The organism is Rugamonas sp. GW822-FHT03B10, assembly GCF_058801745.1.
Map to the genome: position 1 here is coordinate 188717 of NZ_JBXANP010000007.1, position 20585 is coordinate 209301.

19 protein-coding genes are annotated in these 20585 nt (G+C 68.4%); 9 read left to right on the forward strand and 10 right to left on the reverse strand.

Annotated features, from left to right (window positions below; genetic code table 11):
• Window positions 1-9: 9 nt before the first annotated feature.
• Both AC1RQG_RS13915 and trmB read left to right on the forward strand, forming a co-directional pair.
• Window positions 10-2244, forward strand: coding sequence for a heavy metal translocating P-type ATPase (locus tag AC1RQG_RS13915; protein ID WP_493132266.1), 2235 nt, complete (start codon window positions 10-12; stop codon window positions 2242-2244).
• Window positions 2245-2387: 143 nt separating this feature from the next.
• On the forward strand, window positions 2388-3068 hold the full coding sequence (trmB, locus tag AC1RQG_RS13920) for a tRNA (guanosine(46)-N7)-methyltransferase TrmB (RefSeq protein ID WP_493132268.1): 681 nt from the start codon (window positions 2388-2390) through the stop codon (window positions 3066-3068).
• Between the two features lie 73 nt (window positions 3069-3141).
• Here the strand turns inward: trmB and AC1RQG_RS13925 are convergent, their stop codons facing one another.
• On the reverse strand, window positions 3142-3648 hold the full coding sequence (locus AC1RQG_RS13925) for a hypothetical protein (protein WP_493132270.1): 507 nt from the start codon (window positions 3646-3648) through the stop codon (window positions 3142-3144).
• Window positions 3649-3801: 153 nt separating this feature from the next.
• Here AC1RQG_RS13925 and AC1RQG_RS13930 point away from each other — a divergent pair, with 153 nt between their 5' ends.
• A complete protein-coding gene (locus AC1RQG_RS13930; protein ID WP_493132272.1) occupies window positions 3802-4212 on the forward strand; it encodes a GFA family protein in 411 nt (136 codons plus the stop codon).
• Here AC1RQG_RS13930 and recQ read toward each other — a convergent pair.
• The 7 genes from recQ to AC1RQG_RS13965 form a co-directional block, all read right to left on the reverse strand.
• On the reverse strand, window positions 4209-6026 hold the full coding sequence (gene recQ, locus AC1RQG_RS13935) for a DNA helicase RecQ (RefSeq protein WP_493132274.1): 1818 nt from the start codon (window positions 6024-6026) through the stop codon (window positions 4209-4211). The two genes, AC1RQG_RS13930 and recQ, sit on opposite strands and share 4 nt — an antisense overlap.
• A gap of 20 nt (window positions 6027-6046) precedes the next feature.
• Window positions 6047-6886, reverse strand: a complete 840-nt coding sequence (locus tag AC1RQG_RS13940; protein ID WP_493132276.1) for an undecaprenyl-diphosphate phosphatase — start codon at window positions 6884-6886, stop codon at window positions 6047-6049.
• Window positions 6887-7082: 196 nt separating this feature from the next.
• Complete coding sequence (locus tag AC1RQG_RS13945) at window positions 7083-7316, reverse strand: hypothetical protein (RefSeq protein ID WP_493132278.1); 234 nt, start codon at window positions 7314-7316, stop codon at window positions 7083-7085.
• A 113-nt stretch (window positions 7317-7429) separates the two neighbouring features.
• On the reverse strand, window positions 7430-7714 hold the full coding sequence (locus tag AC1RQG_RS13950; protein ID WP_493132280.1) for a YkgJ family cysteine cluster protein: 285 nt from the start codon (window positions 7712-7714) through the stop codon (window positions 7430-7432).
• Between the two features lie 45 nt (window positions 7715-7759).
• The gene (locus tag AC1RQG_RS13955) at window positions 7760-8590 is read right to left on the reverse strand and encodes an alpha/beta fold hydrolase (protein WP_493132282.1); all 831 of its coding nucleotides are present in this window, start codon (window positions 8588-8590) and stop codon (window positions 7760-7762) included.
• Complete coding sequence (locus AC1RQG_RS13960) at window positions 8590-9603, reverse strand: M14 family zinc carboxypeptidase (protein WP_493132284.1); 1014 nt, start codon at window positions 9601-9603, stop codon at window positions 8590-8592. Before AC1RQG_RS13960 ends, AC1RQG_RS13955 begins: the two co-directional genes overlap by 1 nt.
• Window positions 9604-9746: 143 nt before the next feature.
• Window positions 9747-10454, reverse strand: a complete 708-nt coding sequence (locus AC1RQG_RS13965) for a TetR/AcrR family transcriptional regulator (RefSeq protein WP_493132286.1) — start codon at window positions 10452-10454, stop codon at window positions 9747-9749.
• Between the two features lie 182 nt (window positions 10455-10636).
• Here AC1RQG_RS13965 and AC1RQG_RS13970 point away from each other — a divergent pair, with 182 nt between their 5' ends.
• The 6 genes from AC1RQG_RS13970 to AC1RQG_RS13995 all read left to right on the forward strand — a co-directional run bounded on the left by AC1RQG_RS13970 (window position 10637) and on the right by AC1RQG_RS13995 (window position 18620).
• Window positions 10637-11779 (forward strand): VOC family protein, encoded by a 1143-nt coding sequence (locus AC1RQG_RS13970; RefSeq protein WP_493132288.1) that lies wholly within the window; start codon window positions 10637-10639, stop codon window positions 11777-11779.
• 36 nt (window positions 11780-11815) lie between these two features.
• Window positions 11816-12778 (forward strand): fumarylacetoacetate hydrolase family protein, encoded by a 963-nt coding sequence (locus AC1RQG_RS13975; RefSeq protein ID WP_493132290.1) that lies wholly within the window; start codon window positions 11816-11818, stop codon window positions 12776-12778.
• Entirely contained in the window at window positions 12775-13794 is a 1020-nt protein-coding gene (locus AC1RQG_RS13980) for an alcohol dehydrogenase catalytic domain-containing protein (RefSeq protein WP_493132292.1), read from the forward strand. Before AC1RQG_RS13975 ends, AC1RQG_RS13980 begins: the two co-directional genes overlap by 4 nt.
• 39 nt (window positions 13795-13833) lie before the next feature.
• Window positions 13834-15762, forward strand: a complete 1929-nt coding sequence (locus AC1RQG_RS13985; RefSeq protein WP_493132294.1) for an acyl-CoA synthetase — start codon at window positions 13834-13836, stop codon at window positions 15760-15762.
• Window positions 15763-15800: 38 nt separating this feature from the next.
• Complete coding sequence (locus tag AC1RQG_RS13990) at window positions 15801-17438, forward strand: bifunctional 3-(3-hydroxy-phenyl)propionate/3-hydroxycinnamic acid hydroxylase (protein WP_493132528.1); 1638 nt, start codon at window positions 15801-15803, stop codon at window positions 17436-17438.
• A 69-nt stretch (window positions 17439-17507) separates the two neighbouring features.
• A complete protein-coding gene (locus AC1RQG_RS13995) occupies window positions 17508-18620 on the forward strand; it encodes a transporter (RefSeq protein WP_493132296.1) in 1113 nt (370 codons plus the stop codon).
• A gap of 44 nt (window positions 18621-18664) precedes the next feature.
• Here AC1RQG_RS13995 and AC1RQG_RS14000 read toward each other — a convergent pair whose 3' ends face one another.
• A complete protein-coding gene (locus AC1RQG_RS14000) occupies window positions 18665-19012 on the reverse strand; it encodes a hypothetical protein (RefSeq protein ID WP_493132298.1) in 348 nt (115 codons plus the stop codon).
• A gap of 13 nt (window positions 19013-19025) precedes the next feature.
• Window positions 19026-20423, reverse strand: coding sequence for a hypothetical protein (locus AC1RQG_RS14005; protein WP_493132300.1), 1398 nt, complete (start codon window positions 20421-20423; stop codon window positions 19026-19028).
• Window positions 20424-20585 lie beyond the last annotated feature (162 nt).

The window sequence follows — 20585 nt, forward strand, 5'->3', positions numbered from 1 at the left end:
GACATCGCCATGAGCGCGTGCGACGGCAAGGATGGCTGCGGCGGCGCCGCCATCGCCCCGGCTGCCACGGCGGCGGCGGCTTCCGCCAGCCCCGAACAAGCCGTGTTCCTGATCCAGAACATGGATTGCCCCACCGAGGAAAAGCTGATCCGCGACCGGCTGCAAGCCATGGCCGGCGTGGACGCGTTGCGGTTCGACCTGATGCGGCGCGAGCTGACGGTGGAGCATCGGCTGCCGTCCATCGCGCCGCTGGTGGCGGCGCTGACGGCGCTCGACATGGCGCCGGCCGTCGTCTCCAGTTCGCTGCCGGCGCGGGACGGGGCGGATGCGCCGCCGTCCCCGCCACCGCGCGCGGCCGGCTCGCCGCCCTTCGGTCTGCCGCGCTGGCTGCCGCTGACGGTGTCCGGGCTGGCCGCGCTGGCGGCCGAGGGCGTGGCGTGGAGCACGGGCCGCGACCATGGCTGGCCGGTCCTGGCGCTGGCCCTCACGGCCATCGCGTGCGGCGGCCTCGGGACGTTGAAGAAGGGCTGGATCGCGCTGCGCAACCTGTCGCTGAACATGAACTTCCTGATGTCGCTGGCCATCCTGGGCGCGCTGGCCATCGGCCAGTGGCCGGAAGCGGCGATGGTGATCTTCCTGTTCTCGCTGGCCGAACTGATCGAGGCGCGCTCGCTGGACCGCGCGCGCCATGCCATCCGCGGCATGCTGGCGCTCACGCCCGACACGGCCACCGTGCAGGCGCCGTCGGGCGCGTGGCAGCGCGTGGCGGCGGCCCAGGTGCAACCGGGCGCGCTGGTGCGCGTGATGCCGGGCGAACGCATCGCGCTCGATGGCGTGGTGGCGGCGGGCGAGAGCGCCGTCAACCAGGCGCCGATCACGGGCGAGAGCATGCCGGTGCCCAAGCTGCCGGGCGACACCGTGTTCGCCGGCACCATCAATGAACAGGGCAGCTTCGATTACACGGTGACGGCGCCGCAGAGCCAGTCCACCCTGTCGCGCATCGTCAGCAGCGTGCAGCAGGCGCAGGGCGAGCGCGCGCCGACCCAGCGCTTCGTGGACCGCTTCGCGGCCACCTACATTCCCGTGGTGGTGGGGCTGGCCGTGCTGGTGGCCGTGGTGCCGCCGCTCGTGACGGGCGCGGACCCCATCGCATGGCTCTACAAGGCGCTGGTGCTGCTGGTGATCGCCTGCCCCTGCGCGCTCGTCATCTCGACGCCGGTGACGGTGGTGAGCGGGCTGGCGGCGGCGGCCCGCCAGGGCATCCTCGTCAAGGGCGGCGTGTATCTGGAACTGGGGCGCAAGCTGAAGGCGGTGGCGCTGGACAAGACCGGCACGCTCACACTCGGCACGCCGCAGGTGACGGACGTTGTCGTGCTGGCCGGCGGCGAGCGCGCGGCGCTGTTGCGGCGCGCGGCCAGCCTGGCCGCCCTGTCCACCCATCCCGTGTCGCGCGCGCTGGCGCAGCACTGGCATGACGAACAGCAGGGCGCCGCGCTGGCCACGGTGGCGCGCTTCGAGGCGTTGCAGGGACGCGGCATCCGTGGCGACGTGGACGGCGACACGCACTACCTGGGCAATGCGCGGCTGGTGCGCGAGCTGGGGCTGTGGAACGACGCGCTGGCCGCCGCGCTGGCCGCGCTGGAGCGCGACGGCAAGAGCGTGGTGGTGCTGTGCTCCGCCACGACGGCCCTGCTGGTGGTGGCCGTGGCCGACGCGGTGCGCGCCACCAGCGCCGAGGCGGTGGCGCAATTGCACGCGCTGGGCGTGCGCGTGGTGATGCTGTCGGGCGACAACGCGGACACGGCGCGCGCCGTCGGCGCCCGGCTCGGCATCGCCGACGTGCGCGCCGGCCTGCTGCCCGACGATAAGCTGCGCATCATCACGGCGCTGGCCAGCGAGCATGGCGCGGTCGGCATGGTGGGCGACGGCGTGAACGACGCGCCCGCGCTGGCCAAGGCCGCCATCGGCTTCGCCATGGGCGCGGTCGGCACCGACACGGCGATGGAGACGGCCAACGTGGCGTTGATGGACGACGACCTGCGCAAGCTGGCCTGGTTCATGCGGCTGAGCGCGCGCGCCCACGCGATCCTGGTGCAGAACATCGTGCTGGCGCTGGCCATCAAGGCCTTGTTCCTGGTGCTGGCGGTGGCCGGCTACTCGACCTTGTGGATGGCCGTGTTCGCGGACATGGGCGTGAGCCTGATGGTGGTGGTCAACGGCCTGCGGCTGCTGCGGGGCGGCTGATATAATGCGCGGTTATTGCAGCCGAGCTGCCGGCCTTCGCGCCGCCCGTACCGTCCTGCGCCCGCGCGCCGGGCGTTCCTTTTTACCGTTGAAATCCGCACCCCATGTCTTCTGATACGCCCAACAATGGCCCAGCACGGCCTATGCTGTACGACCCGACCGAACACCGCATCCGCAGCTTCGTCACCCGCGCCGGCCGCCTGTCGACCGCGCAGGCGCGCGCGCTGGAAGAGCTGGGACCGAAATTCCTGATCGAATACAGCAAGGCGCCGCTCGACTACGCGCAAGCGTTTGGCCGCAAGGCGCCCGTGGTGCTGGAGATCGGCTTCGGCATGGGCGGCACCACGGCCCATATCGCGCAGGCGATGCCGGACAAGGACTTCATCGGCGTGGAAGTGCACACGCCCGGCGTGGGCAGCCTGCTCAAGCTGATCGGCGAACAGGGGCTGACCAACCTGAAGGCGATCCAGCACGACGCCGTGGAAGTGCTGAACCAGATGATCCCGGACGGCTCGCTGCACGGCGTGCACATCTTCTTCCCCGACCCGTGGCACAAGGCGCGCCACAACAAGCGCCGTTTGATCCAGGGGCCGTTCGTCAAGCTGCTAACGCAAAAACTGGCCGTGGGCGGCTATCTGCACTGCGCCACCGACTGGGAAGACTACGCCGTGCAGATGCTGGAAGTGCTGGGCGCGGAGGAAGGCTTGCAGAACACGGCCGAAGGCTATGCGCCGCAACCGGCCTACCGTCCGCTGACCAAGTTTGAGAACCGCGGCCTCAAGCTGGGCCACGGCGTGTGGGATCTGGTGTTCACCAAGAAATAACGCAAAACCGGGGTCAGGTCATGAAATCACGCAACTTGCGTGAATTCATGACCTGACCCTGGTTTTCCGCAATTCAGTCCAGCGGTTCGATATCGAGCACCACCACGTAGGCCAGATGGCGTCCCTGCCACATGCCGCCGCCGCGCACCTGCGCATCGCAGGTGGTCGGCTGGCCTTCGATCTCCTTCAATTTCAAGCGCTGGCGGAAGTGCAGCGCCTCCTTCGGCGCCAGGTAGCCGGCCATGCGGCCGGCCAGGAACACCGCCACCGCCGTGTTCTCGTACGCGTTCTGGTCGTCCGGCACCAACGTGGCCACAAAGGGCACGGCCGCAGCCTGTTCCCCGTGCGCGCCCGCCAGTTCCTTCAGCGTGGCCTGATAGCGCGACTCGTTCACCACCTCGACCATGAACCGGCCCTCGTCGGACCAGTGCAGCGCCGGCGCCGTCGCCGGCAGTTGCGGCAGATACGGCCCGCCGGCGCGCGGCGGGATGGCGGCCGGTTTGGCCGGATTGGTTTTGATGATGGCGTAGACCAGCAGCGCCGTCACGACGACGATCAGCAGGGGGAGGGCGAATTCCATGGCGGGCTTGTAGATGCAAAGGACGTCATCTTAGCGGAACGGACGGATTCCCACCCGGTTTTTCCAACCGATCCGCATGCGATGCGCTTCGAATTATTTTGATAAGATTGAACATCGAGCATTGAATCGGCCACTCACCAGGAGACTGAACGGATGATCAAGCAAGTCGGCGGCACCGCCATCCTGCCCGTGCACCGGGCCAGTTGCCATTGCGGCGCCGTGGTGCTGGAACTGGACCTGCCCGATGGTATCGTCGAGCCGCGCCGCTGCGATTGCTCGATGTGCCGGCGCCGGGGCGCCATCGCCGGCTCCGTGCCATTGGCCGGGCTGCGCGTGGTGCAGGGCGCGGACGCGCTGACGCTGTACCAGTTCAACACCCACACGGCAAAACACTATTTCTGTTCGCGCTGCGGCATCTACACCCACCATCAGCGCCGCTCCAACCCCCACCAGTATGGCTATAACGTGGCTTGTCTGGAGGGCGTCGATCCGTTCGCGCTGGGGCCCGTGCCCACCAACGATGGCGTCAACCACCCGGCCGACCGGGGCGCCGGCGCGGCTTAGTCCATCTCCGCGATCATCGCCACCAGCTCGTCGCCGTAGGAGGCGAGCTTCTTCTCGCCCACGCCCGACACACCGCGCAACTCGGCCAGCGAAGTGGGGCGGGCCTTGGCGATTTCGCGCAGCGTGGCGTCGACGAAGATCACATAGGCCGGCACGTTGTGGGCGCGCGCCGTCTCCACGCGCCACCAGCGCAGCTTGTCGAAGATGGCCTGCTCGCGCGGCGACAGGTCGCTCTCCACATAGCCCTTGGAGGCCGTGGTCGGGCGCTTCTGCTTGACCGGCTTCTGGTACTGGCGCAGCTGCACCTTCTGCCCGCCCTTCAGCACGGGCCGCGCGGCGTCGGTCAGCTTGAGCGAGCTGTATTGTTCGTGGTCCACCGTCACCAATCCCAGCGCGATCACCTGGCGCAGGATGGCGCGCCATTCCTGCTCGCTGCGGTCGGCGCCGATGCCGAACACGGACAGGGAATCGTGGTGCCAGGTCTTGATGCGTTCCGTCTCCACCCCGCGCAGCACTTCGATCACGTGGCCAGCGGCGAAGCGCTGATCGACCCGGTACACGGCCGACAGCAATTTTTGCACCGGCACCGTGCCGTCGAACGACACGGGCGGGATCAGACAGGTGTCGCAGTTGCCGCACGGGGCCGCCGCCTCGCCGAAGTAGTCGAGCAGGCGCACGCGCCGGCAGCTGAGCGTCTCGCACAGGCCCAGCATGGCGTCGAGCTTCATGCCCAGCACGCGCTTGAAGGTCTCGTCGGCCTCCGACTCGTCGATCATGCGCCGTTGCAGCACCACGTCCTGCAGCCCGTAGGCCATCCAGGCGCTGGCGGGCTGGCCGTCGCGGCCGGCGCGGCCGGTCTCCTGGTAGTAGCCCTCGATGCTTTTCGGCAGATCGAGGTGGCACACGAAGCGCACGTCCGGCTTGTCGATGCCCATGCCGAAGGCGATGGTGGCCACCATCACGATGTTGTCCTCGCGCAGGAAGCGGGCCTGGTTGGCGGCGCGCTTGGTGTGCTCCATGCCGGCGTGGTAGGCCAGCGCCCGCACCCCGTTCTCGTTGAGGAATTCGGCCGTCTCCTCCACCTTCTTGCGCGACAGGCAGTAGACGATGCCGCTGTCGCCGCCATGCTCGCCGGTGATGAAGTCCAGCAGCTGCTTGCGGCCGTTGGCCTTCTCGACGATCTGGTAGCGGATGTTGGGGCGGTCGAACGAGGACACGAACTGCATCGCGTCCTCCAGCTGCAGCCGGTGCACGATCTCGGCGCGGGTCTGCTGGTCGGCCGTGGCCGTGAGCGCGATGCGCGGCACGTTGGGGAACTGCTCGTGCAGCACCGACAGCTTGATGTACTCGGGCCGGAAGTCATGGCCCCATTGCGACACGCAGTGCGCCTCGTCGATCGCGAACAGGGCGATCTTCGAATCCTGGAACAGGTTCAGGCAGCGCTCCGTCATCAACCGTTCCGGCGCCACGTACACGAGGTCGATCTGGCCGGTGCGCACCAGGCGTTCGATGCGGTTCGCTTCCTCGTAGGTCTGGGTCGAATTGAGGAAGGCGGCGCGCACGCCCACCTCGGCCAGCGCGTCCACCTGGTCCTGCATCAGCGCGATCAGCGGCGAGATCACCACGCCCACGCCATCGCGCACCAGCGCCGGGATCTGGTAGCACAGCGACTTGCCGCCGCCGGTGGGCATCAGCACCAGCGCGTCGCCGCCGGTGCTCACATGCTCGACGATCTCGGCCTGCTGGCCACGGAAGGCCGGGTAGCCGAAAACGGTTTGCAGCAGGTGCAGGGCGCGGGTGCTGGTGTCGGTCATGATGCGAATTCCGGTTTAGCTTAGTCCACCCACTGCACCAGGCCGTAATGGGCGGTGGCGATCACCACCAGGCCGAACACGATGCGGTACCAGGCGAAGAAGGTGAAGGTGTGGGTGCTGATGTAGCGCAGCAGCCAGCGCACGCACAGGAAGGCCGACACGAAGGCGGCCGCCGAGCCGATGCCGAACAGGGGCAGGTCGGCGGCCGACAGCAGCGCGCGTTCCTTGTACAGCGAATAGACGGTGGCGCCCAGCAGCGTGGGGATGGCGAGGAAGAACGAGAACTCCGTGGCCACCTGGCGCGACAGGCCGAACATCATGCTGCCCATGATGGTGGCGCCGGAGCGGCTGGTGCCGGGGATCAGGGCGAAGGCTTGGGCCAGGCCGATCTTGATGGCGTCCAGCGGCGTCATGTCGTCCACCGACGTGATGCGGGCCATGCCGGGGTTCTTCGCTTCGCTACGCTCGACCAGCAGGATCACCAGGCCGCCGACGATGAAGGCCAGCGCCACCGGCACGGGTTTGAACAGTGCGGCCTTGATGGCCTTGTTGAACGCCACGCCCAGCACGGCGGCCGGCAGGAAGGCGATGCAGACGTTGATGGCGAAGCGCTGCTGCTTGCGGTCGCTAAACAGGCCGCTCAGCACGGCCGCGATGCGGGCCCGGTATTCCCAGCACACGGCGAAGATGGCGCCGGCCTGGATCACGATCTCGAACACTTTCATCTTCTCTTCCATGCCGGCGAAGTTGAGCAGGCTGTCGGCCAGGATCAGGTGGCCGGTGGAGGAGATGGGCAGGAACTCGGTGAAACCTTCAACCAAGCCCATGATGAGGGCTTTGAGCGCGAGAATGATATCCATGAATAATCGTTAGATGTCGAATTAATTTAATGGTGGAAATGGTGTCCGGCGCGGGCGCCAGCGCTGCGCGGGCACGAAGCTTACCATGGCGGCGTGCCGCCATTCTGAATCGGGCGCAAATCGGGTGGGAAAAATGGCGCCGGGGCGGCGGCGCGCGGGGGAGGGAGCGGTTATTTAGTGCAAATTCGGTGCAAATTCAGCGCACGGTGCGCATGCCGGGATTGTGGGCGCGCGCGCCCGGTGTGACCACTTCCAGCTGGCCGGATTTGAATACTTGCTGGTGCTCACCGTGGTCGTCGAGCCAGCGGCACAGCACGTCGTCGTCGTCGCTCATGCCGGTGAGGCCGGTTGTTGTCTTAATCACCAGCATGCGGCGATGCCAGCCGATAGGCCGCACCGTATCGCCGGCCTTTGCCCGTTCGCGTTCCATGATGGCCTCCTTCTCGTGCTTATCGCCATGATACGCCTGCCGGGCTGCGATGGGCGCCGGGCTCCCCCCTGGCTGTCGAGCCTTGCGAGGGGCCGCCTTGACCTTGCGCAGGTTCAGGAACGGGCCGGTGCCGTCGCCCGTTCCAGCGTGGACAACCACAGCATCGCGTATTCGCGTGTGTCGCCACACATTTCAGCCGACGGTTGCAGGCCGGCGCAGAAGGCGGGGCGCTCTGGCCGCCCGAATATCCGACAACTGTTGTCCTCACTCAACTGGATGCAGCGTACTCCGGCCGGCTTGCCGTTGGGCATGCCGGGAATGGGGCTGGTGATCGAGGGCGCGGTGCAGCAGGCACCACAGCCGGGACGGCAGGCGATGGCGGAGGTTGGCAAAGTCATACGTGTTCAGAGGAAAGAGTCCGGCGGCAGGCGCGGCGTGAGGCGTCATTCTACCCGGCTTTGACCGGCTGTCTGGCGATCGGTGGCAGGCAAGACAACCTCCGCTTGCCCGCCATCACTGGCCTGCGTGCCCGCGCGTAGCCATTGCGCAACGGCTTGCGCCACCCACGGCCCTTCGTCGAGCGGCAAATCATGGCCGGCGCTGGGATGAATGCGGTGCGGCACGGCCCACGCTTGCGCCAGCCGCTGCGAGCACGACGGCGCCACCAGCCGGTCGCCCGCGCCCGACAGGATCAGCATGGGCACGTCGGGACGCTTGGCCGGCGCCCGGAAACGGGCCGCCGCCCACAACTGGCGCAGCGCGTTGGCGCGGCTGACGGGATGATCGTGTTGGTAGGCGATCCAGCGTTGCAGCAAGCCATCGTCCGCGTGGGCGTCGCGGCTGGTCAGGCGCAGGATCAGGCCTTCCTGGCGCGCCACGCCGCCGCGCAGCAGCAGGCCGGCGATGGCCGGATAGTTGCGCCAGCGCAGGCGTTGGTGGAAGCGGCTGTACGGCCGCATGCTGGTGTTGATCAGCACGCAAGCGGCTATCTCATCCGGATAACGGCTGGCCCATTCCACGGCCGCCATGCCGCCCAGCGACAGGGCCAGCAGGCGGTAGGGTGGTGGCTGGCCGTCGGCCCGCAACTGGGCGCGGCAGGCGTCGACCATGGCGGCCACCGAAGTCGGGCTGGCGTCGGCATGGCGGCTGCCGTTGCCCGGCAGGTCGGGCGTGATGACGGTGGCGCCGTCGAGTCCCTGCGCCAGTTGGGCGGGAAAGTCGCCCCAGTGGCGCTGTTCGCGCATCAGGCCACGCAGCAGGACCCAGCGGCCCATCAGTCGTACCAGCGCGCCAGCGCGCGCCGTTGCTGGGCCTTGCGGGCCAGTCCCTGCGGTTGCCAGTGGCCATGGCTGGCGGCGGCCCGCATCAGGAAATCGAACCACACGAGGTGACGCCGCAACACGCGCTGCAGCCGGTGGGTGGCCGTGGGGTTGAAGATGCCGAGCCGGTTGAACAGCTGGCGCGGGTTTTTCTTGACCCAGGCCCACGAGCCCATCTCCAGCGTCAGCGGCAGGAAGGTGCGTTCGCCGGCGCCTTCCACGTTCAGGTACAGGTAGTCCCACAGGTCGCCATGGGTCAGGTACTGGCGGCTTTGCGGCTCGAACACATAGTTGTGGTTGGGATAGCTCTGGCTGAACAGTTCTTCCAGCGCGCCGATCTCGGCCAGATGCGGAATCGGCGTGGCCGTGTGGGCGTGCGGGAACCAGATGCGGTCGCGCAGGCCGAAGCCCGAGTGGCAGTCGAGCGCCATGCTGAACGGGCGCGACAGCAGTTCGCGCTCCACCAGCGCGCACACGGCGCTACTTTCCGGTTCCATCGGCGCGCCCGGCGTGCCCCGGTACCAAGGCAGGCGCGCACTGTAGCGCTGGCCGCCCAGCATAAACGGGACTTTCTCCAGCGCGTTCACCGGGGCGTTGCGCATCAGATCCACGCCCTGCGGATTGCAGCGGGTGGCGCGCCACATGCCGCCCGGGTTGACGAGCGGCATAAAGACGAGGCGCATGTGGTCGAGCTGGTGGTGCAGCGTGCGGTCCCAGCGCAGGCGCGACAGCAGGCTTTCCAGAAACGACAGCACGACCTGGGTGCCGATCCGTTCCAGACCGTGGATGCCGCCGAAGAAGCCCAGCGCCGGCACGGCCGGATCGGGATTGCCGATGGCCAGCGTGTAGACGGGGAACTGGCGGCCGTCGATGTCCACCGCGCACGGCGTGGACACCTCGAAGTGCTTCCCGCCTTCGTCGATCAGGCGCTTGAGGGCGATCAGTTCGGGCAGGTTCTTGGCGATCATCGGTCTGGCCGTCACGGGGTGGTCAGCTAGTGTAGCGCAGCTGGTCGCGCCATGGCGCAACGACGCGGGGGCATTTTCGCAACAGACGGGCACGCCGGCGCGCCGCGCCCGTGTGCCTGGTGTGCGCAGTGTGCTTGGTGTACTTAGGCTGGCGCGCTTGCCGGGGCGTTGGCCGGTACAGGGCGCGCGGCGCGGATGATGGAGCTGTCGTCGATGGCGATCGCCGGCAAGGGCAGGGTGGCCACGCGGCGCGCCTCGTCCTGCGGCAGTCCCAGGCCCTGCAACATGGCCTGCGCCATGGCGTCGGCATAGCTGGCCGGATGCTGGCCGCGCGCTAACGAGCGGGCCGCGCTGAACAGCACGCCCACCACGAAATCCATCGCCACGCGCGCCGGGATGGCCTGGAAGCGCTGCGCCGCCAGTCCCTGCTCCAGGTCGCGCGCGAGGAAGGCGACGCCGATCAGCTGGCTTTCCGCGTCCGGCATCGGCAGCCGGGCCAGGAACTCGCCCAGCAGCGGATAGGCGCGCACGGTCTGCATCACCAGCCGCGCACCGCAGGCGATGCGGGCCGCCGGGTCGTCGTGCAATTGCACCACGGGATCGATGATGCGCAGCAGTTCGTTGCCCGTCTCGCTGGCGACGGCCACCAGCAATTCCTCGTTGGTGCGGAAGTAGTTGTAGAACGACCCGCGCGACATGCCGGCCAGGGCCAGCACATCGTCGATGACGGCCGCCTGCGGACCTTTGCGGGAAAACACTTGCAGCGCGCATTCGAGCAGCTTGGCGCGGGTGCGCTCGCGTCGCTCCGCCGCAACACGTGTCCGCCTGTCCACCTGGACTTCCTCACCCATCGCCGCCCTCTCCAATAAGCCTGCCGTTGCCGTTGCCGTCGCCGGCAGCGCCGGCCAGCGGAATTATACCCAAAAAATAGATTGACATAAACGTCAGCCTAACGATAATGTCAGTCAAACGAGAAAAAAATGACGCCGATCAAGGCCATCGCAATCCACCACCTTGCCACCGAGGAGACACCATGCCTGCCCCATCCCCCGCCGCCTTGCGCGTGCCAATCGCCCACCCGGAAAGCGCGCGGCCACCCGGCGTGCAACAGCTGACCCGCCCGGCTGCGCTGCTCAAGGCGCAAGCGCTGGCGTTCCTGATGTTCGAAAAGCCCGATCTGGGTTCCGTGGAAGCCTTCCTCACCGACTTCGGCATGCGTGCCGTGTCGCGCGGCGTCGACCGGCTGCTGATGCGTGGCGCCGGCGGCGCGCCGTGCATCTACATGGCGCACGCGGGAACCCGTTCGCGCTACCTGGGCGCCGCTTTCACCGTGGCCGGCGAGGCCGAACTGGCGCTGGCCGCAACGCAGGCCGGGGCGCGCCGCCTGCCGCCCGGCGCCATTCCCGGCGGCGGAAGCGGGGTCGAGCTAATCGACCCGGCCGGCAACCTGCTGTGGCTGATCACCGGCCAGCAAGCGCTGGCGCCGCTGCCGCTGCGCGCGCCCCTGCATCCGCTCACCAACGGCCCGGATATGACGCTGCGCGTGAACGCCACGGTCCGGCCGCCGCTGGAGCCGGCCGCCGTGGCCAAGCTGGGCCACGTGGTGCTGCAGACCACGGCGTTCGGCGACATGGCGGACTGGTACATGCGCTATTTGGGCCTGATTCCGACCGACGTCCAGTACCTCGAGGATGGCACGCCCAACCTGTGCTTCTTCCGGCTCGACCTGGGCGACACGCCGGCCGACCACCACAGCTTCGTGCTGGCCGGCGGCATCGAGGAGAAATACGAGCACAGCGCCTACGAGGTGGTCGACCTCGACGCGCTGGGCCAGGGCCACAACGTGCTGCGCGCCAACGGCCACCGGCACATGTGGGGCATCGGCCGCCACGTGCTGGGGAGCCAGTTGTTCGATTACTGGTACGACCCGGACGGCATGGAGTTCGAGCACTACACGGACGGCGACGTGTTCACCGCCGGCCACGAGACCCATTACGTGCCGCTGGAGATGTCGAGCATCTGGGCCTGGGGCGACGACGTGCCCAAGTCCATGGGCGCGCCGCGCAATCTGGCCACCCTGTTCAAAGTCATCAGGCTGCTGCGCAGCGGACGCCTGAGCATGCAGCGGCTCAAGCTGCTCGGCCGCGCCATGTCGCAGCCGCGTCCTTGGCTGTGATCGCGCAGCCCATCTTCATTCAACCGGGGGAAATCTATGGCAGTTCAAGTGGTCCGCTACACGCATGGCGGCAAACAAGGGTGGGGCGTGGTGCACGCCGGGCGTATCGCGCCGCTGTCGCGCGACTATGCCAGCACGGCCGATTTCGTGCAGGACGGCATGGACGAGGCGCGGTCGCTCGCGCCGGGCGCAGCAACGCCGGCGCTGGCGCTGGACGCGGTGACGCTGCTGTCGCCCGTCACCGATGACCGTCAGTTCATCTGCCAGGGCATCAATTACGCCAGCCATGTGCGCGAGTCCGGCATGGACCCGGACAAGATCGGCTTCAACACGATCTTCGCCAAGGCCTCGTCCTGCCTGACCTCGGCCCACGCCGACGTGGTGCGCCCGGCCCATGTGCAGTTGCTCGATTACGAAGTCGAACTGGGTCTGGTGATGCGCCGCCCGCTCACGCGCGCGACGGTGGTCCAGCCCGACCAGCTGCACGAATGGCTGGCCGGCGTGACCATCGTGAACGACGTGTCGGCGCGCGACGTGCAACTGCCGCAGGCCCAATTCTACAAGGGCAAGAGCTATCGCGGCTTCGGTCCGGCCGGCCCCTACCTGCTGTTGCTGAGCGCGGACGAGTGGCGCCACTGGCCGCAACTGCGTATGCGGTTGCAAGTGAACGGTCAGCCGCGCCAGGATGCCTACTGCGGCGAGATGCTGTTCAAGCCGCACCAGACGCTGACGGAATTGTCGGCGCTGCACGACCTGCGCCCCGGCGACCTGATCGCCACCGGCACGCCGGCCGGCTGCGCGGCGCGCGCGCCGAACCGGCTGGCGATGTGGGTGGCGCGTCACCTGCTGTCGGAGCAGGGCAAGTGGCGCATGTTCATCCGCAAAGGACTGCGCAACGCCGCCTACCTGCGGCCCGGCGACACGATGACGGCATCGATCCGCACCGACGACGGCGCCCTCGATCTGGGCGAACAGCGCAACCGGATCGTCGCGCCATGAGCACCGAACTGCTGGCCGTGACGACGGGCGATTTCGGCGCGGCCGCCATGTTGCGCCTGCAACGCCTGCCGTGTCCGGCGCCCAAGGCGGGCGAGATCCTGGTGCGGGTGCAGGCCGCCGCCGTCCATCCCATCGACGTGCGGCGGCGCGCCGGCTACGGCCGCCGCCTGTTCGCGCTGATGGGCGCGGCGCGCATGCCGCTGGTGCTTGGCAACGACTTCGCCGGCACGGTGGCCGCCTTGGGCTGCGGCGTCACCGGCTGGCGCGTGGGCGACGCCGTGTTCGGCGCCAAGCCGCCATCGAGCGCCGGCACCCACGCTAGCCACGTCATCGTGCGCGCCGAGCACGCGCTGCGGCAGCCGGAGGGTGTGGACCTGCTGGCGCTGGCCGCCTTGCCCTACAACTTCCTGACCGCGTCGCGCGCCATCGCCGATGCCGGCATCACGGCCGACACGCTGCGCGGACGTGAGGTGCTGGTGCATGGCGCGTCCGGCGGTGTCGGGCTGCTGGCGACGTGGCTGCTGCATGAGATGGGCGCGCAGGTAACGGCCGTGGGCGGCGCGGCAGGGCTGGCCGCCTGCCAGGCCGCCGGCGCCGCGACCGTGATCGACCGCCACCGCCAGTCCCTGCACGATCTGCCGCGCCGCTACGCCGCGACCCTGAATTTCGCCAACTGGGACGACGAAGCGCTGCTACTGCGCCTGCTGTCGCCCGACGCGCTGGGCCACGCCACCACGGTCCACCCCATGCTCGCCAACGTCGACCGCCAAGGCTTGCTGGGCGGCGCCCTTGCCACGCTGCGCCAGAAGCGGCGCATGCGCGCGCTGGCGCCGACTGGCGCGCGCTACGCCTGGACCGTGTTCCGCCCCGAACGCCGGCTGTATGCCGCGCTGGGGCAGTGCGCGCACCGGCTGCCGCCGCCGGCCTGCACCGGCTATCCCTTGGGCGCGGCGGCGATGGCGCACCGCCACGTTGAGCAAGGTCTGCCCGGCCGCGCCGTGCTGATCCCGTCGTAAGCCCCGCAGCAACGCCATCACAACAACCAGGAGACCAACATGCCCGATAACACGCAAGCCGAAGCGCGCTACAGCGCCGGCATCCGCGATCTGCACGACGTTCTGACGTTCGAGCAAACCCCATGGCAGGACCAGCTGCCGGCGCAGAACACTTACGACCTGCTGTGCCGGGTGTGCGAACGCCATCCCGCCCAGACGGCGCTGCGCTTCGTCCTCACGGGCGACGTGGACGCGCCCGAATTCACCGTCGACTACCGCACGCTCAAGCGGCGGGTGACGCAGGCAGCCAACGCCTTCCACCGCGCCGGCATCGACAAGGGCAAGGCCGTCACCCTGCTGCTGCCCAACCTGCCGCAGATGCACTTTGCGCTACTGGGCGCGCAGGCGGCCGGCATCGCCAGTCCCGTCAACCCGATGCTTGAGGTGGACTACATCGCCAGCATCGTCGCCGAGACGGGCGCCGAGGCGTTGGTCGCTTTCGCCCCGGTGCCCGACAGCGACCTGTGGGACAAGGCGGTGGCGGTGGTCGATCGTTGCCCCTCCATCCGCACCGTTTTCGTGGTCAGCGCGGAATCCTACGTCAGCCTGCCGAAGCGCCTGCTGCTGAAGGCGCTGTATGCGAAGGCGCGGCGGCCGGCCCGGCGCGACGTCGCCGTGATCGGCTTCGACGCCGCGCTCGAACGCGAGCGCTACGACATGCTGGCCTCGGGACGGCATATCGGCGGCGCCGACATCTGTTCCTATTTCCACACCGGCGGCACCACCGGCCTGCCGAAGGTGGCGATGCACACGCACCTGAACGAGACCTTCGTGGCCTGGATGCTCAACGTGCTGGAGCCGCGCCCCAGTGTGGTGTTGTGCGGGCTGCCGCTGTTCCACGTCAACGGCGCGATGGTGACCGGCCTGGCCGCGTTCTGCGGCGGCTGGGAGGTGGTGATGCTGACGCCGGCCGGCTATCGCGGCAAGAACGTGATGAGCAATTTCTGGCGGCTGGTCGAGCGCTTCCGCGCCTCCAGCTTCAGCGGCGTGCCGACCGTCTACGCCACGCTGGCCAATCTGCCGCTGGACGGCGCCGACATCTCCTCGCTGCGCTACGCCTTCTGCGGCGCCGCGCCGCTGCCGGGCGAGGTGGCGCGGCGCTTCGAGGCGGCGGCTGGCATCCCGCTGTGCGAAGGCTACGGGCTGACGGAGGGCGCCTGCGTGTCGTCGGTCAACCCGGTGCATGGCGGGCGCCGCCTGGGCACGGTTGGCTTGCGGCTGCCGCACCAGCAACTGGCGGCGTGGCGCATCGACAGCGCCGGCAACGCCATCGAGGCTTGCGGTGTGGGCGAGATCGGCGTCATCGGCGTGTGCGGCCCCAACATCTTCCCGGGCTATCTGCGCGACCAGGACAACCGCGGCATCTGGCTCAAGCCGGGCTGGCTCAACACGGGCGATCTCGGTTACGTCGACGAGGATGGTTATCTGCACCTGACCGGGCGCGCCAAGGAGTTGATCATCCGGGGCGGCCACAACATCGACCCCGCCATGATCGAGGACGCCCTGTTGCGCCATCCGGCCGTGGCCATGGTGGCCGCCGTCGGCCAGCCCGACGCCCACGCCGGCGAACTGCCGGTGGCCTACGTCACGCTCAAGCCGGGCGCCACGGCCACGCCGGAGGGACTGGTGGACGCCGCCACCGGCCTGGTGCCCGAGCGCGCCGCCGCGCCGGTGCGCGTCGCCATCCTGCCGCAGATGGTGCTGACGGCCGTGGGCAAGGTGGCCAAGGCGGAATTGCGCATGCGCGCCGCCGAGCACGTGTTCGAACGCATCCTGCGCGAACACGGCATCGAAGCCAGCGTGCGCGTGCGCGCCGATGTCAAACGCGGCACGGTGGCGCTGGTCACGTGCGCCGTGCCACATCAGGTGCGCGTGCTTGAACTGCTGGGCCGTTTCAGCCTGCCCATCGATGTCGTGCCCGCCGCATGACGTCCCGTCCACTCCCTCCCGCAACCGAAAGACCAATGATGAAACAGACTATTCCCGACGTCGTCGACGTGCTGCTGGTCGGCCTGGGCCCGGTGGGCGCCGCCGCTGCCAACCTGCTGGGACGCTACGGCGTGCGCACGCTGGCGATCGACAAGAGCAGCGATATTTTCATGGCGCCGCGTGCCATCGCGCTGGACAACGAAGCCTTGCGCATCCTGCAGATGGCGGGCCTGGAGGAGGGCGATTTCGCCACCCATGCGATCGCCAAGGTGCAGATGCATTCCCCCCTGTTCGGCAATTACGCGCGCGCCAACACGGCCGGTCATATCGACGGCCATCCGAGGCTGGTGACGTTCTACCAGCCGGAACTCGAGCGGGCCTTGCGCGCGCGCCTGGCAGCGCGCGCGGAGGTGCACGTGGAACTGGGCGCGGAGCTGATCGATTTCGAGGAACGTGACCAGGGCGTGCAGGCGCGCCTGCGGCTGGCCGACGGCCAGGAAAAGCGCGTGCGGGCCAGCTACATTGTCGGCGTGGACGGCGCCAATTCCTTCGTGCGCCGTCATGCCGGCATGGACTTCCACGGCAAGACCTTCACCCAGGACTGGCTGGTGGTGGACGCGCTGAACGTGCCGAACCCGATCGACCACATCGAATTCATGTGCGATCCGCGCCGGCCCACGCCGCACATGGTGGCGCCGGGCGGCCGCCAGCGCTGGGAATTCATGCTGCAGCCGGGCGAGACGCGCGAGCAGATGGAGCGCCCCGAAAAGATCCGCGAACTGCTCAAGCCCTGGTGCCGGCCGGAGGACATCACCATCGAGCGCACGGCAGTCTACCGCTTCCATGCGCGCGTGGTGAACCGCTTCTCGCGCGGCCGCATTTTCCTGGCCGGCGACGCGGCCCACATCACGCCGCCGTTCATCGGTCAGGGGCTGGTGGCCGGCCTGCGCGACGTGGCCAACCTGTGCTGGAAGCTGGCCTGGGTGGTGCAGGGCCGCGCGGCGCCGGCCATTCTCGACAGCTACGACATGGAGCGCCGTCCGCACGCCAAGTCCATCGTCAACCTGGCGTTGCTGATGGGCCGCCTGGTCATGCCGCGCAACCGCCTGACGGCGCTGGGCGTGCATGGCTTGATGTCGCTGATGCAGCTGCTGCCGGCCACACGGGCGCTGTTCCAGGACTTGAAGATCAAGCCGCCGAGCCGGTTCGGGCGCGGCCTGTTCAAGGCATGCGCGCGCGATGCACGGCTGGTGCGCGGCGGCTTGTTCCCGCAGGGACTGGTGCGGCGCGGCGCCGGCCAGCCGTTCATGCTCAGCGACGAGGCGTTGGGGCAGAGGCTGGCGCTGGTGGGCTTCGGCTGCGATCCGAAGACGGTGCTGGCCGCCGGCCTGCAGGCCGCCTGGGCGCAAGCCGGCGGCACCACGCTGCAGTTGCGCCATCGCGGCCAGGTGGCGGTGGACGGCGAGCCATCGTGGGAAGACATGAGCGACTGTCTGGTGCCCGGCGCGGCGCCGGTGGGCTGGCTGGCCGTGGTGCGGCCGGACCGCACGGTGCTGCACGACGGCCCGCTGGCGCAGGCCGACGCGATCGTCGGCGAGGCGCTGGCCTTGCTCGGCGTGGCGCGGGCGGCGCCCGGCCTGCAACCAGCGCATTTGCGGACGTCCCGCATGGGTTAGCGCATGCGGCGGACACGATAAGAGGCAACAGGCAGTACCACTACAAACCATAACAACGAGGAGACCAGCATGATCGATTTTAAAACGGCCGCAATGCGCGCCATCCCCGCCACCGCAGCCATGTGCGGCGCGTTGGCCGGCAGCGTCCCGGCCCACGCGGCCGAAGCATTCGAGCCGCGCTACAACATGGCCGGCAGCCTGGGCGGCGAAATGTTCGTGCCGCCCGACCAGGCCGGGTGGGCCGGCGGCGTCGCCGTCACCCACATCAGCGTCAGCAAAGTGACCGGCAACGATGGCCAGGCCATCTCCACCACGCTGCCCGGCGGCGTGGTGCCGCTGCCAGCCCCGACGCCTGCCGCCTTGTATCCCGCCTACGGCACCAGCACCGCCCGTTTCGACGCCACCGGCCCGATGACGCGGGTCGATCTCGCCATCGGCTACATCACCCCCGAACGGTATGCCGGCGGCCAGTTCGCGTTCGTGGTGGACGTGCCGTACGGGCGCAAGAAGCAGGACGTCAACATCACCGCCGGCACGCCGGCGCTGAACTGGAACGCGGCCATTCCGGCGCCCGTGCAATCGGCCGTGCAGGCGCAGTTCGGGGCGCAATACCAGGGGCAGGTGGCCGCCCAGTCGGCCGACTTCAGCGGCGAAGTGACCGGCATCGGCGACGTGGAGCTGCAAGCGGGCTGGCTGTACACCGGGGCGCAGGTGCACGTGCTGGCCGGTGCGAGCGTGGTGCTGCCGACCGGGAAGTACGACACCAGCCCCGGGCCGCATCTCAGCACCGGCAACTACTACACCCTGCGGCCCGCGCTGCAACTGGCCTGGCTGCCGACGGCCGACATCGGACTGGCGACCAAAGTGTCGGTGGGCCTGAATACCCGCAACAAGGACAATGAACTGCGCAGCGGTAACTGGGTCAGCGTCGAAGCGGCGGCCGGCTACAAGACGGCCGTGGGCGTTCTCGGCGTGCACGGCGTGTATCTGCGCCAGTACCAGGATGACGACAACAACCCGTTCGGCGCGAGCCGCTTCCGCTCCAACAGCGCGGGGATGTTCTTCACCACCAAGGTCCCGGGTATCGACGCCGCGCTGACGCTGCAATACATGACGACCACGTCGTCGCGCAACGCCAAGCACGGCGACTTCACGCAACTACGGGTGGTCAAGGTGTTCTGATGTTCTGATGTGGTATGGGGCCGCGCGCGAGGCGGCCCGCTGCATCAGGCGATCGCGTAAGCCGCGTTGGTGACGTTCTTGGCCTGTTCGAACAGTTGTTGCGCCGTGTCCGCCACCTGCGATGGTGGATTGCCCACGGCGGTCAGCTTGGCCGTGACGGCGATCGCGTCGGCGTGGCACTGCTCCAGTGCGCGCGCGGTGGACTTCTTCACACCGCCCCCTGCGCCGACGATGGCCAGGTGGGTGGTGGCCTGCACGGCCGTGCCCGCGCAACTGGCCAGATGGGCCTGGTCGGCGCTGGTGAACGGAGGCTGGGGCGAGGCGGCCAGGGCGCCAAAGGCCGCCGCCAGATTGGCCATGTCCTTGCTGAGGTCGGAAAGGGTGATGGTCATGGTGCTCCCTCGCTTACTTGAACGCCGACACCGTGGCCGCCAGCGCCTGCACGACCGTCTTCAGGTTCTGCACGCCGCTGACGAAGGCCCTCTTGCGGTCGTCGGACGAGGGATCGACGATCATCTCGACCAGCCGGTCGTGCGACGCGATCAGCGCCGCTATGGTGGCCGGCAACTGCTTGCCCACGTTCTCCTGCTCGGCCTTGTAGTCGGCGATGCTGACCAAGGGGAAATCATCGAGCGCCTTGAGCGTTTCCAGCCGGGTCGCCATCGAGTGCGACTGCGTGAAGCGGGCGCCGTAGATGTCGCGGATGTTGAGCGCGGTGATGGTCTGGATCGCCAGCGTGTTGTTCAGTTGCACCGCCAGCGCCGTGCCGATCTCCGTGATGGCCTGGTCGATGCCCTGGTAGCGCGGCCGGGTGCCTTCGCCGCTGGCGCGTTCGCCTTGCGCGTTGACGTTCTCCAGCAGGATGTCCTCGATGTGGCGGGCCGACGTCTCGGTCTTGCTGATCTCGTTCAGCACCGACAGCAATTGCCCGAGCGCGCCCAGTTGCGTGGTCAGCCTGGTGTCGGACACGCCGCCTATCTTGGGCAGGAACGGCGCCTTTTGCTGCGCGTTGTTGTAGCGCGTGCGCAGCGACACCACGTTCTGCGCCAGGGTGCTGGCGTTGTCGGCCACCGATTGCGTCGGGTCGCCGCCCAGTCTGCCCATGGCCCGGTCGAGCCGGCTCGGTTGCGGCACGGCCGCCGCCTGCAGCAGGTGCAGGTAGCTGGTGAAGGCCAGCAGCGCGTCGAGGCTGGCGCGCGCCTCGATCGGCACCTGCAGCGGATAGGCGTGCACGCCCAGTGTCATGGCGACGGGCAGCATGGCGTCCCGTTTGGCGCCATCCTTTTCCTTGGCCACCATGGTGCTGATGGCGTCGATGCAAGCGCGCTCGTCGGTGCTGTAACAGGTCGTGTTGCAATTGGCGGCCTGCGGATGTTGTTCGCAACGCTGCAGTGCGCCGCACTGGGCCGCCAGCCGGGGCGACCAGAAGCTGGTCTGTTTCAGCATGTCCAGCGTCGGCTTATCCTGCAGGAATGGCTCGGCTGGCCGTTCCGGCGTGTACACATAGCGCAGGTAGATCCGGCCCTTGAGGTCGCACTGGCCGTTGCCCTCGACGAAGCCGGGGAAGGTTCCATCGCCGGGGCGCTCGGGGTTGCTGACCGGCTTGACCACGTAATTGGCCGCGAGCATGGAGGCGCGCTGGCCGTTCTCCTGGTCCAGATTGTTCTGCTGCGACGTCTCGACCGTGCGCGCGATGGTGGCGCCGGCGTTCACGAAGGCATTGGTCTGGGTGACGATGGGCGTCGAGCAACCGGCCAGGCCGAGCGTCGCCACGATGACAGTCGCTACCGTACAGAATCTCATCGCCAATTTCCCGTTACAAGTGCGCAGGCGCAGTCGAAGAATACATGGGTATTGAGATGAATCAATACCAATGTTGGGTAGTTTGCTACGCGAGGGGGCGAGGAAATCTCCTCAATTGTCACGCCGTGGTTAAATCGCCGCAGCAACCTGCGCGCGCGGGCG

Bases quoted from the DNA above. Each gene is read 5' to 3' on its own strand.
- AC1RQG_RS13915 (WP_493132266.1), top strand. From the start codon at position 10: ATGAGCGCGTGCGACGGCAAGGATGGCTGCGGCGGCGCCGCCATCGCC.
- trmB (WP_493132268.1), top strand. From the start codon at position 2,388: ATGCTGTACGACCCGACCGAACACCGCATCCGCAGCTTCGTCACCCGC.
- AC1RQG_RS13925 (WP_493132270.1), bottom strand. From the start codon at position 3,648: ATGGAATTCGCCCTCCCCCTGCTGATCGTCGTCGTGACGGCGCTGCTG.
- AC1RQG_RS13930 (WP_493132272.1), top strand. From the start codon at position 3,802: ATGATCAAGCAAGTCGGCGGCACCGCCATCCTGCCCGTGCACCGGGCC.
- recQ (WP_493132274.1), bottom strand. From the start codon at position 6,026: ATGACCGACACCAGCACCCGCGCCCTGCACCTGCTGCAAACCGTTTTC.
- AC1RQG_RS13940 (WP_493132276.1), bottom strand. From the start codon at position 6,886: ATGGATATCATTCTCGCGCTCAAAGCCCTCATCATGGGCTTGGTTGAA.
- AC1RQG_RS13945 (WP_493132278.1), bottom strand. From the start codon at position 7,316: ATGGAACGCGAACGGGCAAAGGCCGGCGATACGGTGCGGCCTATCGGC.
- AC1RQG_RS13950 (WP_493132280.1), bottom strand. From the start codon at position 7,714: ATGACTTTGCCAACCTCCGCCATCGCCTGCCGTCCCGGCTGTGGTGCC.
- AC1RQG_RS13955 (WP_493132282.1), bottom strand. From the start codon at position 8,590: ATGGGCCGCTGGGTCCTGCTGCGTGGCCTGATGCGCGAACAGCGCCAC.
- AC1RQG_RS13960 (WP_493132284.1), bottom strand. From the start codon at position 9,603: ATGATCGCCAAGAACCTGCCCGAACTGATCGCCCTCAAGCGCCTGATC.
- AC1RQG_RS13965 (WP_493132286.1), bottom strand. From the start codon at position 10,454: ATGGGTGAGGAAGTCCAGGTGGACAGGCGGACACGTGTTGCGGCGGAG.
- AC1RQG_RS13970 (WP_493132288.1), top strand. From the start codon at position 10,637: ATGCCTGCCCCATCCCCCGCCGCCTTGCGCGTGCCAATCGCCCACCCG.
- AC1RQG_RS13975 (WP_493132290.1), top strand. From the start codon at position 11,816: ATGGCAGTTCAAGTGGTCCGCTACACGCATGGCGGCAAACAAGGGTGG.
- AC1RQG_RS13980 (WP_493132292.1), top strand. From the start codon at position 12,775: ATGAGCACCGAACTGCTGGCCGTGACGACGGGCGATTTCGGCGCGGCC.
- AC1RQG_RS13985 (WP_493132294.1), top strand. From the start codon at position 13,834: ATGCCCGATAACACGCAAGCCGAAGCGCGCTACAGCGCCGGCATCCGC.
- AC1RQG_RS13990 (WP_493132528.1), top strand. From the start codon at position 15,801: ATGAAACAGACTATTCCCGACGTCGTCGACGTGCTGCTGGTCGGCCTG.
- AC1RQG_RS13995 (WP_493132296.1), top strand. From the start codon at position 17,508: ATGATCGATTTTAAAACGGCCGCAATGCGCGCCATCCCCGCCACCGCA.
- AC1RQG_RS14000 (WP_493132298.1), bottom strand. From the start codon at position 19,012: ATGACCATCACCCTTTCCGACCTCAGCAAGGACATGGCCAATCTGGCG.
- AC1RQG_RS14005 (WP_493132300.1), bottom strand. From the start codon at position 20,423: ATGAGATTCTGTACGGTAGCGACTGTCATCGTGGCGACGCTCGGCCTG.